This is a genomic window from Echinimonas agarilytica (assembly GCF_023703465.1).
Taxonomy (GTDB): Bacteria; Pseudomonadota; Gammaproteobacteria; order Enterobacterales; family Neiellaceae; genus Echinimonas; species Echinimonas agarilytica.
Genome location: NZ_JAMQGP010000002.1, coordinates 709,175 through 723,859 on the forward strand (window position 1 = coordinate 709,175; position 14,685 = coordinate 723,859).

The window sequence follows — 14,685 nt, forward strand, 5'->3', positions numbered from 1 at the left end:
AAACGCTTTGATGTTCAGTCGCGAAAGGTGATCTACGTAAAAGCACTGCGGCACTGACTATTTAAAATTGTGAGCCAATTAAAACACGGTTTGTACTAATTCAAGCTTGCTCCGCCGTCAACGGCTAGAACTTGGCCCGTGATGTAAGGAGCTGAAGCCAAAAATAAACAGGCTTGAGCAATATCTGATGGATCGCCTGAACGTTGCAACGGAATATGTTTGAGCCGCGTTTGTTGTTCATATTCACTGCTATTTTCTGGCCAAATAATAGCCCCAGGTGCCACTGCATTTACGCGTACGTGCGGTGCAAACTCTTTCGCCAAGCTCTGTGTCATGGTGACGTTGGCTGCTTTCGCCATGGAGTAAACCGTGTGCTGCTTGAGGGGGCGTTGGGCGTGAATGTCTGCCAAATTAATAATACTACCTTGTTGCGCCTGAAGCGCTGGAGCCAGTGCTTGCGACAGCATTAAAGGCGCATAGGCATTGCTGGCGAATAGGTCTTGCCACTGTTTGGAGTCAATAGTTCCCAACGGAGTAGGATAAAAACTAGAGGCGTTATTGATAAGAAGATCGAGACGCCGCCAAGGTTTTAAAGCCTGTTCCGCAAGCGATTTGATGTCGGTATCAATCGATAGGTCTGCTTGAATGACACATGCAGAGTGGTCGCGTTGTTGATTCAATTGCTGGCACAGCGCGTCCGCCTCAACGGTTGAATGGCGGCAATGCAATACCACACAATATCCTGCGTCATGGCATTGGCGAGCTATTTCTGCACCGATGCGGCGAGCCGCACCTGTAATTAAAGCAACCGGGTGCTCGCTCAAACGCTAAACCCCAATTCAGTTAAATGAGTGTTAGTGAGCTCGTCTAATCGAGAAAGCTTTAGATCGGCGATACCATAGCCTGATTTGTTGAAAAATATTTCAGGCGGCACGGCCAAAGCTTTCATGCGTGCGGCTTTGGCAGAAATAAGACCGGTAATTGAGTCCTCAATTGCTAAACAGTCTAACGGCGAAACCCCTAATGCCTCGGCGCAATCCTGATAAACCTGCGGATGAGGTTTACCGTATTGCATTTTTTCTGCACTGAGTACTGCATTGAATACAGACTCTAGTCCTAACCGTTGAATCACCGTGTGAGCCAACGGCAACGGAGAGCTGGTGGCAAGGCCAATGGGCACATTAAGCTGTTGAATGCGTTTAAGGCATTCAAACAAGCCGGGCATAGCCTGGCCTTGCTCCGCCACTAACTCACCTACGGCGTCGAGTATTTCTCGGCTTAGCTGCGCTACGGATGCATCACACGGGTAATGTTTAAACCAGTGCTCGACCACAAGGTCGATTCGAAGCCCCATTGTGCTCTCGGCCATTTCAAATGTCACCGGCACACCATGACGATTAAATACATCGACTTCCGCTTGCTGCCAAAATGGTTCGGAGTCGATCAGAACTCCGTCCATATCGAAAATAATGGCTTTCATGCCGTTTTGCGCTCCGTTTGAGGTGGGCTTACAGGTATGAACAGCAGTAGTCTGCAATGCCTGTCACTTTGATGTCGAATGATGAGTTGGCATCAACATTGAAGCTTTCACCGCCCACAACCGTTTGCCAGTTCTCTTGTCCTGCAAGTTTTACTTCAACGTGACCGGCCAATATTTCCATTAATTCCGCAGCTTCTGTGGAAAATGTGTAGTCGCCTTCAGCCATTAAGCCGAGTGTTTTGTGGGTACCATCAGCAAATTGCACTGTGCGGCTAGAGACTTTACCGTCGAAGTAAATGTTGGCTTTTTTGATGATTGATACGTTGTCAAATTGACTCATGTTTATTTCCTAAAGCGAATGGGCTTGAACATCTAGCGGTTCATAGCATTATGATTTGAATTTATACGGCAAGCTTATACCTCGAACGGCGCATAAAATCCAGTTTTCGCTATGTTTAAGGCGTCTTAAAATATTGAAGATAAGGTGTTTGTTTTAGTCAATCTCACGCAAAGGTGTATGAGGTTTAGCGTAACTTAACCGAGATAAAGCGTTGGTGGTGTGGTAGCGATCTAAGCCTGATATAGCCACCGCTTCGGTTGCCTCAATGTTAATGTTCCCATCTATCCCAATGGCCGCTTCAATAACCTGAGCTTCTATGATTTCACCAATGATAAACACACAACCGTTGAGTTTGATCGGGATGATCTCACGAAGCTCTAAGCCCATTTTGATATGAGATTCTAGAACGTATGGAGCGGCTATATTGGCACTAAACTCGGGGGTTAATCCAACGGCACTAAATTCTGACTCGATGGGCTGATATCGCGCTGCGCATTGATGCGCTCTTTGATAGATAGCAGTGTTGACTTGATTAATGGTGTAGCTATTGTTTTGTTTGATATTGGACAGGGTGTCTCTATTCACCGAGTCGGGACGAGACACCAAAGTCACTAACGCAGGGTCACTGCCAATGTGCACAGCCGAACTGAACATGGCTAAATTATGAATGCCGCCATTGCTAATTGAACCGACTAAGTTTGCACTTTTAAAGCCCGATAGGCTATTCATGAAGTTGGCCCTGAATCGCTGATCCATGTGCTGGAACTGCTGAGTATTAAATTGCATGATGATTTCTCACTTCAATGTTCAGTGATCACTACGAGAATTTAAGAAAAGGCGATCAGTGTTAGCATTCTTCGTGATCTACACCATGAACGGGCGGCAACGGATTCGCAGGAGTGGCAGAGCCGTTTGGGGTAAAAAAGTAGGCGTAGCAGCGCTGAGTATTAAAGTTATAGCCGCGCGGAAACAGCACAAACCCTCGGCCCTCGGTCGCGGCAGTCAATCCTTGGTTTCGAAACCAGTTATTGCCCCGTTGCCTTACACACCAGTTGGCGGTACTGCATAGTTGAGTGCTGACTTGGTCGGCACCGCTAATGTCTACAATATGCTGAAACGTTTGATTCCAACGCCCGTCTGGAAACCCTGCTCGAATTCGAATGATTTGGCCGTCGGATAGTGTGAATCTACTTCGCGCTGCATTTAGGTTTTGTGGGCGCACATAAATTTCACTTGCGACCATATCATTTGCCGCGGCAATGGTGCCATGAATGCTAGCCAATGAAGCTTCGTAGCTATCGGTTTTGAGATTGACAAAGCGAGGCAATACCGTCACCGCCAAAATAGCTAACACGATGACCACTAAAACTAATTCAATCAGTGTGAACCCAAATTTCAATTTCATGGGTGGGTCAGTGCGCAACAGAACATCTAATAAGCGTATGAGTAAAGCGTACTTTTGCGAGTAATGTTGTTAAGAATGTGATGAAGATGCCAAGGAAAGAAAGCATCGACCAGAATTGATTTTCAGACATAAAAAAGCCACCGCTAAGGTGGCTTTTAAAAACAATCAGTTACAGCTTATGACAATTGAGTTGCTGCTTTCATCGATGAAATGTATTGCGCCATATTTTCAAGTAACGCCTTGCCATCATCCACATTGTGCTCAATCACTTTGACCACTGAAGAGCCAGCAATAGCACCCGCTGCGCCCGATTCGATTGCTTCTTTCACTTGTTCTGGGCGTGAAATACCGAAACCTAGTAGTGGAGGGGGCGCATCGTACTGCTTTAAGCGGTCGAGTAACGCAGTAATCGGCATGCCTGCTTCCGTTTCAGCCCCTGTAACGCCTGCGCGACTCAGCAAATAGGTATAGCCGCTACCTAAACGTGCCAGTTCAGCCATCGCGGCGTCATCTGCATTTGGAGGCGCGATGAAAATAGCATCCACGTTGTTCGCTTTAGCGGCATCAGCAAACGGAGCACTCATTTCAATGGGGACATCAGCAACCAATACTGAATCGACACCAGCTTGCGCACATTGCTGATAAAAACTGTCGATACCACGAGCAAACACCAAGTTAGCGTACATCAGCAGGCCAATGGGTAATTCGGGAAATTCAGCTCGAATTTTTTCAATAATGTCGAAACAAACTTTGGGCGTGGTGCCGCTGTCCAGAGCTCGAATGGTTGCGCCTTGAATCGTTGGACCGTCGGCCAAAGGATCAGAAAAAGGAATGCCCAACTCAATGGCATCTGCACCGCTAGTGACTAACGTGCGAATGATGTCCAAACTTAATTCTGGATTTGGGTCGCCAATGGTAACGAAAGGAACAAAAGCGCCTTGGTTTTTGGCGTTTAAACGTTTGAACATGTCTTCATAACGATTGCTCATGACATGACTCCTTTTTCTTTCAAAATCTCATGAACGGTAAAAATGTCTTTATCGCCACGCCCTGACAAGTTCACCACAAGCAATTGTTCTTTCTCTGGGTTCTCTCGTGCGTTGCGCAGTGCATAAGCCAGTGCATGCGAAGACTCAAGCGCAGGAATAATGCCTTCGTGGCGCGCAAGTTCTTGGAATGCATCCAATGCTTCGTCGTCGGTTACCGAATCATATTCAGCACGGCCTATCGAATTCAAATACGCATGCTGTGGCCCCACTGATGGAAAATCAAGACCGGCAGACACTGAGTAAGACTCTTGGACTTGCCCGTCACTGTCTTGCATTAGCGGTGCGCGCATACCAAAGAAAATGCCGTCTTTGGCATGCTTCAAAGGCGCACCATGCTCGCCCGATTCGATGCCGTGTCCGGCAGGCTCTACACCAATCAAACGCACCTCTTCATTGGGAATAAAATCAGCAAACATACCAATGGCATTTGAACCACCGCCCACGCAAGCAATGACCGCATCAGGCAATCGCCCTTCAGCTTGCATAATCTGTTGTTTGGTCTCTTCGCCAATCATCTTTTGAAATTCGCGAACGATGGTTGGGAACGGGTGAGGGCCCGCAGCAGTACCGAGCAGGTAGTGCGCTTTTTCATAACTTGCAGACCAATCTCGAAGAGCCTCATTACAGGCATCTTTAAGCGTTGACGAACCAGAGTGAACTGGAATAACTTCGGCGCCCATAAGCTGCATACGAAACACATTAGGGCTTTGGCGCTCAATGTCTTTCGCACCCATGTACACTTTACATTTCATGCCCATCAATGCGCAGGCTAAAGCAGTGGCCACACCATGTTGACCTGCGCCAGTTTCTGCAATAATTTCATGTTTGCCCATGCGTTTTGCCAACAATACTTGGCCCAACACTTGGTTGGTTTTATGTGCGCCACCATGCAGTAAATCTTCGCGCTTTAAGTACAGTGTTGTTTTCGTGCCTGTGGTCAGGTTGCGGCAACGCGTGAGCGCCGTTGGGCGGCCAGCATACTCTTTTAATAACGACATGAATTCGTCATGGAATGCCGGATCGCTTTGCGCGTCTACAAACGCTTTTTCAAGCTGTTTTAATGCCGGCATTAAGATTTGCGGCACATACATACCGCCATATTGGCCGAAAAACGGGTCGAGTAAGGTTGTCATTGATGCAATCCTTAATAGTGTCTAAGCGCTTCAAATGCGCTAGAAATCTTGTGATGATCTTTAATGCCAGGTGTTGATTCAACACCTGAATTGAAATCGAGGCCAGCGCTATTTAGCGCCGCGGCTTGTGCTGCATTGTCTGGATTCAATCCCCCAGCAATCATGATATTCGACAGATCGATACCTTTGAGCAGTGACCAGTCGAACTGTGTTCCTGTACCACCCGTTTGTTGACCAATACGGCTATCGAGCAGGTGACGATCAACCTGTGCGATGTTCAGATCAGGAATACTGTCGGTAACGCCGTGGGCTTTCCATAATTCAATGTTTTGACCGACCCGATCTCGCAATTGTGCAATGTATTGAGCCGATTCGCTGCCGTGAAGTTGAATGGCTGACAGGCCTAATTCAAGTGCTAGGTTGGCAACCGTGTTGATATCTTCATTGACAAACACGCCCACGTATTTGAGCGCAGCACCCGCCATCACATCTTTGGCTTGTGCCGCTGAAATGTAGCGCGGTGATTTTTCGGCAAAAATAAGGCCGCCAAACTCCGCCCCAGCCCCTTGCGCAGCAAGAGCATCTTCAGCGCGAGTGAGGCCGCAAACTTTATGTGAACCGATAATAAGTTGGCGTGCAGCAATCGATACATCCGATTGAGACATCAACGAGCTGCCCACCAAAAATGCGTCAGCAACACGCGATAATTCACGGACTTGTTGATGCAGATTAATACCGCTTTCAGAAACGATAATGCGGTCGCTTGGAATTTGTTCACCCAATTCATAGGTGCGATTTAAATCGATGCTTAAATCTCGTAGGTTGCGATTGTTAATCCCAATGACTTTTGCGTTCAGCGCAATAGCGCGTTCCAATTCATCTTGCGTTGAAACTTCAGTAAGTACGCCCATGCCAAGCGAGTGTGCCACGTCTGCCAACGAATTGTATTCGTCATCGGTGAGCACCGACAACATCAACAATGTAGCATCTGCACCGTGCAAGCGACCCAAATAAATTTGATAAGGGTCTATGACAAAATCCTTCAGGATCACCGGCTGAGTGACTTGATCGCGCACTTGTTTTAGATACGCCATACAGCCTTGAAAATACTGAGTGTCGGTGAGACAAGAAATAGCGCTGGCCCAGGGTAAATAAGCCTGAGCAATTTCATCCAAATTAAACGGCTCGCGGATCAAACCTTTTGATGGAGAGGCTTTTTTACATTCTAAAATGAACGCCGGCTTGATGGCACGAAGCGCAGTGTAAAAATCCCGATCGGACGTGCCGACTTCCTCACGAAACGTGCTTAAAGGGCGTTCGGCCTTGAGGTGGACAAGAGTGTCGCGTTTGTCATCAACGATCTTGCCTAAAATAGTGTCTTCGAGCATTACTCGGACTCTCCTGCGTCGCTGTTGCTGACGGCACATAAGGTCGCCAGTGTTTCAATTGCTGCTCCCGATGCCAAGACATCAAGCGCTTGAGATGTGCCGTCAATCAAGGATTCAGCCTTGCCAGTGAGATACAAAACAGCCCCTACATTGACAGCAATCGCTGCATTGTGTGCGGAGGTGCCGTTTCCGGCCAAAATAGCGGCGGCTATCTCAGCATTTTCTTCGGGGGTACCCCCGACCAAATCTTCCACTGGGTATTGTTCCACACCAAAATCAGCGGGCGTTACCGTTTTCAGCGTAATCTCACTCTGATTCACTTCTGCAATTTGAGTGGGGCCATGTAATGCAATTTCGTCTAGGCCTGAACCATGAACCACAAATGCACGGGTGACGCCTAATTGCACCAAGGCTTTAGCGATGGGTTCAAGCAACTCCGGAGCGTACACGCCCAATAACATCACATCTGGGCTGGCTGGGTTAATAAGCGGCCCAAGAACATTGAAAATAGTGCGTGATTTTAAAGCCCCTCGGACTGGCATCGCATGGCGAATGCCGGAATGATACTCGGGCGCAAAAATGAAACATGCATTGCTTTGTTCAAGCGCTTGGGCGGCTGTATTGGGTGACATGCTAATGTTTACGCCAAGCGTGCGAAGTAGATCAGCCGAACCGGATTTAGAAGACACACTCCGGTTACCGTGCTTACATACGGTGACGCCAGCAGCAGCAGCCACTAATACGCTGGTGGAGGAAATATTAATGGTATTAAGGCCATCTCCTCCGGTGCCTACAATATCCACGACCTGTCCGGCAGGGCGAGGAAATTCCTTGGCTGCGTGTCGCAATGCTTGCGCTGCACCTGCGATTTCATCGGGCGTCTCGCCCTTAATTTTCAGTGCCGTGAGCAAGCCCGCCATCAAAATAGGGTCGACTTCGCCACCAACAATTTCGGCAAATAATTCACGTGACTGTTCGGTCGTGAGAGATTGACCTGCACAGAGTGATTCGTAAAATTGATTCATACTCATATCCCTATTTTTGAGCAGCTGATGGCTCAAGTGGTGATGCCAGAGCCCACGCTAAACTTTGGTTTAGAAGTTTTGCACCGTCTGTGGTTAATACCGACTCGGGGTGAAATTGCATGCCCACGATGCGTTGTTCTTTGTGCATAACAGCCATTGGAATGCCTTCATAATCAGCAATCACTTCCAGTCCACCTGCCACTTGAGTGCCCATCAGCGAGTGATAGCGAGCCACTGGTAATGGTTGTTGTAATCCGGTAAACATTTCGGCGCCGCAGTGATCAATGCTCGAGGCTTTACCATGCACAATGTCGCCAGCGGAACCAACGGTACCGCCAAATTCTTCAATGAGCGCTTGGTGGCCTAAACAAATGCCGATCATAGGCACTTTTCCGCGAGCTAAAGTAATGAGTTCGCTCATGCAGCCGGCTTCATGCGGTGCACCGGGGCCAGGTGAAAGCACCAGAACCACATTTTCTTGAGTGGCTTCAATGGCTGCCATAATATCTAGCGCAGCAATGTTATTTCGATAAATTGTGACCGGAAAACCTTCACTGCGAAATTGATCCACCAGGTTGTAGGTAAACGAGTCAAAATTGTCGAGGAGGAAAATCGCGGCCTTACTCATGCGTTTGCGCTCCTTCATGGTTTGATATTTGTTGATTGGCGTGTCGAATTGCGTTGATCACAGCTTGTGCTTTGGAACGGGTTTCGTCAGCTTCTGATTGTGGGTCTGAATCATACACCACACCGGCTCCGGCTTGAACGTGGGCTACTTGGTTTTTGACGAAAGCAGAACGAATGACGATGCAGGTGTCCATCGAGCCTGTGCCGTTAATATATCCAACGGCTCCGCCATAGCTGCCGCGACGCTCTTGTTCCACCGAGCGAATGAGCTGTGAAGCGCGAATTTTAGGCGCGCCGGTTAAAGTGCCCATGTTCATACATGCTTGATAGGCGTATAACGCATCGAGATCTTGACGCAGTTTACCGACCACTCGAGAGACCAAATGCATCACATGAGAGTAGCGGTCTACTTTAAGCAAGTCGGCAATGTGGCGAGTACCGGGTTCAGAAATTCGAGCGACATCATTGCGCGCTAAATCCACCAACATTAAGTGTTCAGAGAGCTCTTTTTTATCCAGCCGTAATTCCAATTCAATTCGGCCATCTAAGTCGGCGTTAATCGAGCCGTCTTCATTGAATCCACGGCGGCGTGTCCCGGCAATCGGGTAAACCTCAACATCACGCGAATCTGAGTCGAATTTTACAGCGCACTCAGGAGAGGCGCCGAATAGAGTAAAGTCGGCATCATGCATAAAAAACATATATGGACTGGGGTTGCTAATCCGCAGCGCTTGATAAGCCAACAAGCTGTCGGGGCATGCCAAACTAAATGTGCGCGAAGGCACAACCTGAAAAATATCACCAATGAATATATTGTGTTTGAGAGCATCAACGTGGTTGCGAAATGTCGTGTCATCCATGCTGACAGCAACATCGTTATTAGTCGACTGTTGGCCAGAGCTGGCGTAATGAAGCGTAGCATCGCTTGCCAACGTCTTAATTTGTGCAATGCGCTGGCTCATGCCCAGTTCAACAGATTGCGCAAATTCGCCACCAAAAATACTCGCCACTAAATGACTTTGCTGTTGAACATGATCAATGTGAAGCAAGGTTTCGGCTAAATAGAAGACAAAGTCCGGGCAACTGTTTTCGCCATCGGGGACTTGGGGTAAATCTTCAATGCTGGCAATCATGTCGTAGGCAAATACGCCACCTAAGAATACCGCGTTAGGTTCATCGGATTCAGTTTGTATTGAATCCACTACGCTGCGGAGTGCATCAAAAGGGGAGTTTGCTTTGAGCCGAGACTCTTCATCTAAACCATTTTGAGGCATTTCAAACGTAGCTGTAAGGCATTTATTGTCGCCAGAAATCACAGCTTTGCGAGCTAGTTCTTGTTGGATGAACGGCAACACGCTTTGACCATTGGCCGAGAGCGCGTTAACTGTGACCTGCCTGCCATTGCATTCAAAGCGCAATGCCGCGTCGATCAGCATTAAACTTTTGGTATGCAGTTTTGAGTCGATTTCAGCTGAATCGAGCAGCATCGTATGAGCTTTGTCGCCCACCTGACAAATAGAAGCATATAAAGCTAACGGATCTGACTGATAATCGATAGCTTTCGATAATACTTTAGCGTGACCTTGTGCAACGGTCTTCATGATTCCCCCAATGCTGCGCGCAGCGGTAAATATGTACTAAAACTCATGATTTATAGGCCTAAATTTTGGGTTAACCAGCCAGAGTTAAGACACAAAAAAGCCCGCTCTTGCTGGAGCGGGCTTTCGCGATTCGTTGAAGTTAGGCAACCATTACGCGATACACAACCCGCTAGGGAAGTGCCACCACCACTTGCTTGTATGGTTCAGCTGCGTAATATTCATGTTCTGAATGCCTAATTACTTTTCTTAAGGGTAATAGGTAAGCTATTTGGGCTAGGGTTGTCAAGTAATTCGAGCAATTACGGCAACATTAATGATCTGCAAACGCGTTTTTACGCAATTACCTGTTGAGTCAAATTTTTGAATTCTTTGCAATTATCTAAACCGTTATCGGAGTGCCGCATAGACTTGCACTGCCACAGCTTGTGCTCAGATGGTGCATTAACGCCAGAAGAGCTACTTATGCGTGCCAGTAACAATCAAGTGGATATATTGGCATTAACTGATCACGACACCATTGATGGATATGAAACTGCAAAGGCTGCAGGCGCGGCATTATCTCCGCGAGTGGACGTGATATCTGGCGTTGAGATCTCGTGTGCTTGGGAAGGCATGGAAATCCACATTGTGGGATTGCACTTTGATGTAACCAACACCGCTCTACTGACGTTACTAGCAGCTCAGGCTGAGCGCCGTTCATTGCGGGCTAAAACCATTGCCGCACGGCTACAGGCAAAGGGGTTGGAAGATGCGTGGGGAAAGGTTAAACGTATCGCCGGAGACGGCCAAGTGACTCGTGCCCACTTTGCTCGCCTGATTGTGAAAGAAGGATGGGTATCGCAAGAGAAAACAGCCTTCAAAAAATACCTTCGTAAAGGCCGAAAGGCCTATGTGTCACCGCCTTGGTGTAGTATTGAAGAGGCCATATCAGTGATTCAGGGCGCTGGTGGTTTATCGGTGCTAGCGCATCCGTTAGATTACAAAATGTCTGAAAGTTGGTTGCATCGTCTATACCAGTATTTTTCTGAGGCTGGCGGAGCTGCAACGGAAGTGGCACAATGCCAACAAACACCAAATCAGCGGCAAAAGCTGGCTGACTTAGCAAAACAATACAAGCTGTTAGCATCGCAGGGCTCCGACTTTCACTTTCCTGGAGGTCGACGAGAATTAGGAAGAAGCCTGCACCTACCGGAAGGTTTAACTCCGGTCTGGCAGCGATGGAATGAAGTTTAGCCCAACGCGAGTAAACATAGTGTTAGGCACCTGCAAGGCGGTTAAGTAATGAGTCAATTTTTTGAAATTCACCCTGAAAACCCTCAAGCACGACTAATTAATCAAGCGGCTGCAATTATTCGCAGTGGCGGAGTTGTGGTGTACCCCACCGACTCTGGTTACGCCATTGGCTGCAATATAGGTAACAAGCGCGCACTCGAGCGAATTTGTCGAATTCGACTGATTGATAAAGATCATAATTTTACCTTGGTATGTCGAGATCTCTCTGAGCTTTCGCTTTATGCAAAAATTGATAATCCCGCATTTCGCCTTATCCGAAATAATACACCGGGTGCGTATACGTTTATCTTAAAAGCGACCAAAGAAGTGCCGCGTCGTTTAATGAACCCAAAACGTAAAACAATCGGCATTCGCGTGCCCGATAACGTGATTTCTCTAGCCCTCACTGAAGCGCTAGGAGAGCCGTTAATGTCCACCACCCTCATCTTGCCAGATAAGACCGTGGCAGAGTCTGATCCAGTTGAAATTCAAGAGCGATTAGGCAAGTTGGTGGATTTGATCATTGATGGTGGGCACCTCGGAGAGTCGCCAACAACCGTGGTTGATTTAACCGAGGGCGACCCAGACATTCTGCGCGAAGGTACAGGTGATCCGGCCGCGTTTAATTAAGCCGTTTGCCCATGACCGACAACACCTCTCAATCACCCCAAATGCAACAGCAACCGTTGCCGCTGGGGTATGTGCGAGGTGAAGCCATTGTTGAGCAACCTGTTGACCTTTATATTCCACCCGATGCGTTGGAAGTTATTTTAGAAGCATTTGAAGGGCCGATGGACCTTCTGCTTTACCTCATTCGTAAAAATCAGCTCGATATTTTAGATTTACCGGTGCTTGAAATTACCCATCAGTACATGGAATACATTGCTTTGATGGAAGAATTGAAGCTTGAAGTGGCAGCGGAATACTTATTAATGGCGGCCCTGCTTGCTGAAATTAAGTCACGCTTACTATTGCCTAAACATGTTGAAGAAGACGACGAAGAAGATGATCCCAGAGCAGAGCTTCTTCGCCGTTTGCAAGAATATGAATGGTTCAAATTGAAAGCCCAAGAACTGGACCAATTGCCCAGAAGTGAGCGCGATTTTTTTCATGCAAGCGCTCACGTAGACGATGCGATAAAACCTGAGCGCGTGCCTCCGGACGTGGAGCTCGACGATTTGATGACGGCTTTTGCAAGCATTTTGAAGCGAGCAAAAGCGTTCGACCATCATCATGTTGAGCGTGAAGTGTTGTCAACACGAGAGCGCATGGCGCAGGTATTGAGTCGACTCAATGGCGTTCAATGGGTCGAATTCGCCAGGCTATTTGACGTGTTCGAAGGAAAAGCAGGCGTGGTTGTGACTTTTTTAGCAATTCTTGAGCTCACCAAAGAGCAGCGTATTGAACTCACGCAAAATGCCATTTTTGCTCCCATACATGTGCGTGATAAAGTCCAAAGCGAGCCTTTGCACGCGTTGACCGAATAGGTGGTGTATGGGAAACCGTATGAGTAACACGCAACTGCAACAGATCATCGAAGCCGCGTTATTCGTGGCTGAGCAACCCATGACGCCCACTGCATTGCGAGAATCAGTTCTCAGCCCATTTTCTGTACCTTTGCCCCGCATTCGAGAAGCACTCGATGCCATCATGCAAGATTATGAGACACGAGGTGTTCACTTGGTTGAAGTCGCGTCTGGCTATCATTTTCAAACCGCACCTGCCGTTTCAGAGTATGTAGCATTGTTGTGGACTGAAAAAGCGCCGCGTTACTCAAGGGCAACGCTCGAAACACTCTCGCTGATCGCCTATCGGCAGCCCATTACTCGTGCTGAAATAGAGCAAGTTCGTGGCGTCTCTGTGTCCACACAAATTATGAAAACATTGCAAGAAAGAGGTTGGGTTAAGATAATCGGCCACAAAGAAGTCCCAGGTAGACCTGCGCTATACGCAACAACGCCGGTATTTCTGGATTATTTTGGCCTCAAAAGCTTGTCTGAGCTGCCAGAGCTGGCACTACCTGACAACGCCAGAGAGCAAGCTCTTGCTGCCGAATATCCGCTATTCGCAGATGCAAATAAACCTCAAGCTGATTCCTAGCCGCATCGGCAGAGTTCAAGCGCTTAGAACATCATGTCAAAAGGACTCTTCACGCCCGATTGGTGCTGTCCCAATACGTGTGTGTAAATTTGAGTCGTTTTAATATCGTTGTGGCCTAATAATTCTTGAATGGTTCTAAGATCGGTACCCGACTCGAGTAAATGCGTTGCAAAGCTATGACGAAAGGTATGACAACTGGCCAGATCATTCACGCCAGCTGCACGAATTGCTTTTTTAACCCCTCGTTGCAACCCTTTTTCATGCAGGTGATGACGTTTGAATACCCCATCTCTGGGGTCAACCGCCAAATGGCTTGATGGGAATAAGTATTGATACTGCTGGCTTCGATCTGCGCCTTTGTATTTCCTTGCTAACTGATACGGGAGAGATACTTGGCCAAAACCTGCATCTAAGTCTGCTCGGTGTAGAAGAATCGTTGCATCAACTTGTTGGCGAATGGCGTCAACGAGGTTTGTGGGCATGAGAGTCACCCGGTCTTTGTTACCTTTTCCGTTCCGCACAGTTATGGTTTTGAGATTGAAATTAATATCGCCAATCCTTAAACGATGGCATTCAGCAACCCGCAGCCCACTTCCGTACATCAACCCCACCATTAGTTTAAATTTGTTATTGAGCCTGTTAATGACAGAAGCGATCTCATCTCTTGTAAGCACTATGGGTAATTTACGTTTGGGCGCTGCACGAGTGGCATTCACATTTTCCAATGGCCGATTCAATACATGACGGAACAAGAAACACACGGCATTAAATGCGATAGATTGTGTGGCAGGGGAGACATGCTTTTTGACTGCAAGATCACTTAGGAATGTCTCAACATGAGTTTCATTGTGCTCCTTTGGGTGTCCCATTCCATGAAAAAAAAGATACTGACGAATCCAGTGCCAATAGGTCTTTTCTGTCTTGAATGCATAGTGCCTAACCTTGATAGCCTTTTGGAATGCGGCTTGTAGCGATTCGGAACGTCTGGTTTCCATACCGAGTATATTCCTTAAGTAAATTTCACTGTTTATTTATGGCCCTTCATTAATTGTGGTGGGTTGGCGCCAAATCTAACCCTCCAAAATGAAACATGATGGCGTTCTTGTATCGCTCTTTTGAACGAAAGCCATGAGCTCGGACTCTGATGGTTCTTATGCGACTGTTGAGGGCCTCCGCTAAACCATTTGAGACTTGATGCCTCATCGCATTTAGAATTCCCCACAAGCGGCCTTTGATGAGGTTAGCGACATTTGTCAAAGCGGGGA

Annotated in this window: 17 protein-coding genes; 4 read left to right on the forward strand and 13 right to left on the reverse strand. The window is 47.6% G+C overall.

The features are described from left to right. Nucleotides 1–95: 95 nt before the first annotated feature. The 11 genes from NAF29_RS07335 to NAF29_RS07385 form a co-directional block, all read right to left on the reverse strand. Nucleotides 96–824, reverse strand: a complete 729-nt coding sequence (locus NAF29_RS07335; RefSeq protein WP_251260859.1) for a pteridine reductase — start codon at nt 822–824, stop codon at nt 96–98. Beyond that, entirely contained in the window at nt 821–1,480 is a 660-nt protein-coding gene (hxpB, locus tag NAF29_RS07340) for a hexitol phosphatase HxpB (protein WP_251260860.1), read from the reverse strand. Before hxpB ends, NAF29_RS07335 begins: the two co-directional genes overlap by 4 nt. Before the next feature lie 28 nt (nt 1,481–1,508). Continuing rightward, a complete protein-coding gene (gene ppnP / locus NAF29_RS07345) occupies nt 1,509–1,820 on the reverse strand; it encodes a pyrimidine/purine nucleoside phosphorylase (RefSeq protein WP_251260861.1) in 312 nt (103 codons plus the stop codon). Nucleotides 1,821–1,973: 153 nt separating this feature from the next. Beyond that, nucleotides 1,974–2,606, reverse strand: coding sequence for a flavin reductase family protein (locus NAF29_RS07350; RefSeq protein ID WP_251260863.1), 633 nt, complete (start codon nt 2,604–2,606; stop codon nt 1,974–1,976). Between the two features lie 61 nt (nt 2,607–2,667). Further along, complete coding sequence (locus NAF29_RS18230) at nt 2,668–3,225, reverse strand: type II secretion system protein (protein ID WP_285817623.1); 558 nt, start codon at nt 3,223–3,225, stop codon at nt 2,668–2,670. A 176-nt stretch (nt 3,226–3,401) separates the two neighbouring features. Further along, entirely contained in the window at nt 3,402–4,214 is an 813-nt protein-coding gene (gene trpA / locus NAF29_RS07360; RefSeq protein WP_251260864.1) for a tryptophan synthase subunit alpha, read from the reverse strand. Further along, entirely contained in the window at nt 4,211–5,407 is a 1,197-nt protein-coding gene (gene trpB, locus NAF29_RS07365) for a tryptophan synthase subunit beta (protein WP_251260866.1), read from the reverse strand. Before trpB ends, trpA begins: the two co-directional genes overlap by 4 nt. An 11-nt stretch (nt 5,408–5,418) precedes the next feature. After that, the gene (gene trpCF / locus NAF29_RS07370; RefSeq protein ID WP_251260867.1) at nt 5,419–6,795 is read right to left on the reverse strand and encodes a bifunctional indole-3-glycerol-phosphate synthase TrpC/phosphoribosylanthranilate isomerase TrpF; all 1,377 of its coding nucleotides are present in this window, start codon (nt 6,793–6,795) and stop codon (nt 5,419–5,421) included. Further along, entirely contained in the window at nt 6,795–7,826 is a 1,032-nt protein-coding gene (gene trpD / locus NAF29_RS07375; RefSeq protein ID WP_432763227.1) for an anthranilate phosphoribosyltransferase, read from the reverse strand. Before trpD ends, trpCF begins: the two co-directional genes overlap by 1 nt. Before the next feature lie 4 nt (nt 7,827–7,830). After that, complete coding sequence (locus NAF29_RS07380) at nt 7,831–8,448, reverse strand: aminodeoxychorismate/anthranilate synthase component II (protein ID WP_251260870.1); 618 nt, start codon at nt 8,446–8,448, stop codon at nt 7,831–7,833. Further along, entirely contained in the window at nt 8,441–10,048 is a 1,608-nt protein-coding gene (locus NAF29_RS07385; protein ID WP_251260871.1) for an anthranilate synthase component 1, read from the reverse strand. The genes NAF29_RS07380 and NAF29_RS07385 overlap by 8 nt, the downstream gene beginning before the upstream one ends. Nucleotides 10,049–10,408: 360 nt before the next feature. Here NAF29_RS07385 and NAF29_RS07390 point away from each other — a divergent pair, with 360 nt between their 5' ends. Genes NAF29_RS07390 through scpB form a run of 4 tightly spaced genes read left to right on the forward strand, consistent with a single transcriptional unit; the run spans nt 10,409 to nt 13,420 of the window. Then, nucleotides 10,409–11,281, forward strand: a complete 873-nt coding sequence (locus tag NAF29_RS07390) for a PHP domain-containing protein (protein ID WP_251260872.1) — start codon at nt 10,409–10,411, stop codon at nt 11,279–11,281. 48 nt (nt 11,282–11,329) lie between these two features. Then, the gene (locus tag NAF29_RS07395; protein ID WP_251260874.1) at nt 11,330–11,950 is read left to right on the forward strand and encodes an L-threonylcarbamoyladenylate synthase; all 621 of its coding nucleotides are present in this window, start codon (nt 11,330–11,332) and stop codon (nt 11,948–11,950) included. Between the two features lie 11 nt (nt 11,951–11,961). Beyond that, nucleotides 11,962–12,807 carry a segregation and condensation protein A gene (locus NAF29_RS07400; protein WP_251260875.1) on the forward strand — a complete coding sequence of 282 codons (846 nt, stop codon included), beginning with the start codon at nt 11,962–11,964 and terminating at the stop codon, nt 12,805–12,807. Nucleotides 12,808–12,814: 7 nt separating this feature from the next. Beyond that, the gene (gene scpB, locus NAF29_RS07405) at nt 12,815–13,420 is read left to right on the forward strand and encodes an SMC-Scp complex subunit ScpB (RefSeq protein WP_285817624.1); all 606 of its coding nucleotides are present in this window, start codon (nt 12,815–12,817) and stop codon (nt 13,418–13,420) included. Between the two features lie 23 nt (nt 13,421–13,443). Here the strand turns inward: scpB and NAF29_RS07410 are convergent, their stop codons facing one another. Further along, nucleotides 13,444–14,415, reverse strand: a complete 972-nt coding sequence (locus NAF29_RS07410; protein ID WP_251260877.1) for an integron integrase — start codon at nt 14,413–14,415, stop codon at nt 13,444–13,446. A gap of 49 nt (nt 14,416–14,464) precedes the next feature. Next, on the reverse strand, nt 14,465–14,685 hold a 221-nt coding region (locus NAF29_RS07415; RefSeq protein ID WP_251260244.1), incomplete at its 5' end, for a transposase.

Bases quoted from the DNA above. Each gene is read 5' to 3' on its own strand.
- hxpB (WP_251260860.1), bottom strand. From the start codon at position 1,480: ATGAAAGCCATTATTTTCGATATGGACGGAGTTCTGATCGACTCCGAA.
- ppnP (WP_251260861.1), bottom strand. From the start codon at position 1,820: ATGAGTCAATTTGACAACGTATCAATCATCAAAAAAGCCAACATTTAC.
- NAF29_RS07350 (WP_251260863.1), bottom strand. From the start codon at position 2,606: ATGCAATTTAATACTCAGCAGTTCCAGCACATGGATCAGCGATTCAGG.
- NAF29_RS18230 (WP_285817623.1), bottom strand. From the start codon at position 3,225: ATGAAATTGAAATTTGGGTTCACACTGATTGAATTAGTTTTAGTGGTC.
- trpA (WP_251260864.1), bottom strand. From the start codon at position 4,214: ATGAGCAATCGTTATGAAGACATGTTCAAACGTTTAAACGCCAAAAAC.
- trpB (WP_251260866.1), bottom strand. From the start codon at position 5,407: ATGACAACCTTACTCGACCCGTTTTTCGGCCAATATGGCGGTATGTAT.
- trpCF (WP_251260867.1), bottom strand. From the start codon at position 6,795: ATGCTCGAAGACACTATTTTAGGCAAGATCGTTGATGACAAACGCGAC.
- trpD (WP_432763227.1), bottom strand. From the start codon at position 7,826: ATGAGTATGAATCAATTTTACGAATCACTCTGTGCAGGTCAATCTCTC.
- NAF29_RS07380 (WP_251260870.1), bottom strand. From the start codon at position 8,448: ATGAGTAAGGCCGCGATTTTCCTCCTCGACAATTTTGACTCGTTTACC.
- NAF29_RS07385 (WP_251260871.1), bottom strand. From the start codon at position 10,048: ATGAAGACCGTTGCACAAGGTCACGCTAAAGTATTATCGAAAGCTATC.
- NAF29_RS07395 (WP_251260874.1), top strand. From the start codon at position 11,330: ATGAGTCAATTTTTTGAAATTCACCCTGAAAACCCTCAAGCACGACTA.
- NAF29_RS07400 (WP_251260875.1), top strand. From the start codon at position 11,962: ATGACCGACAACACCTCTCAATCACCCCAAATGCAACAGCAACCGTTG.
- scpB (WP_285817624.1), top strand. From the start codon at position 12,815: ATGGGAAACCGTATGAGTAACACGCAACTGCAACAGATCATCGAAGCC.
- NAF29_RS07410 (WP_251260877.1), bottom strand. From the start codon at position 14,415: ATGGAAACCAGACGTTCCGAATCGCTACAAGCCGCATTCCAAAAGGCT.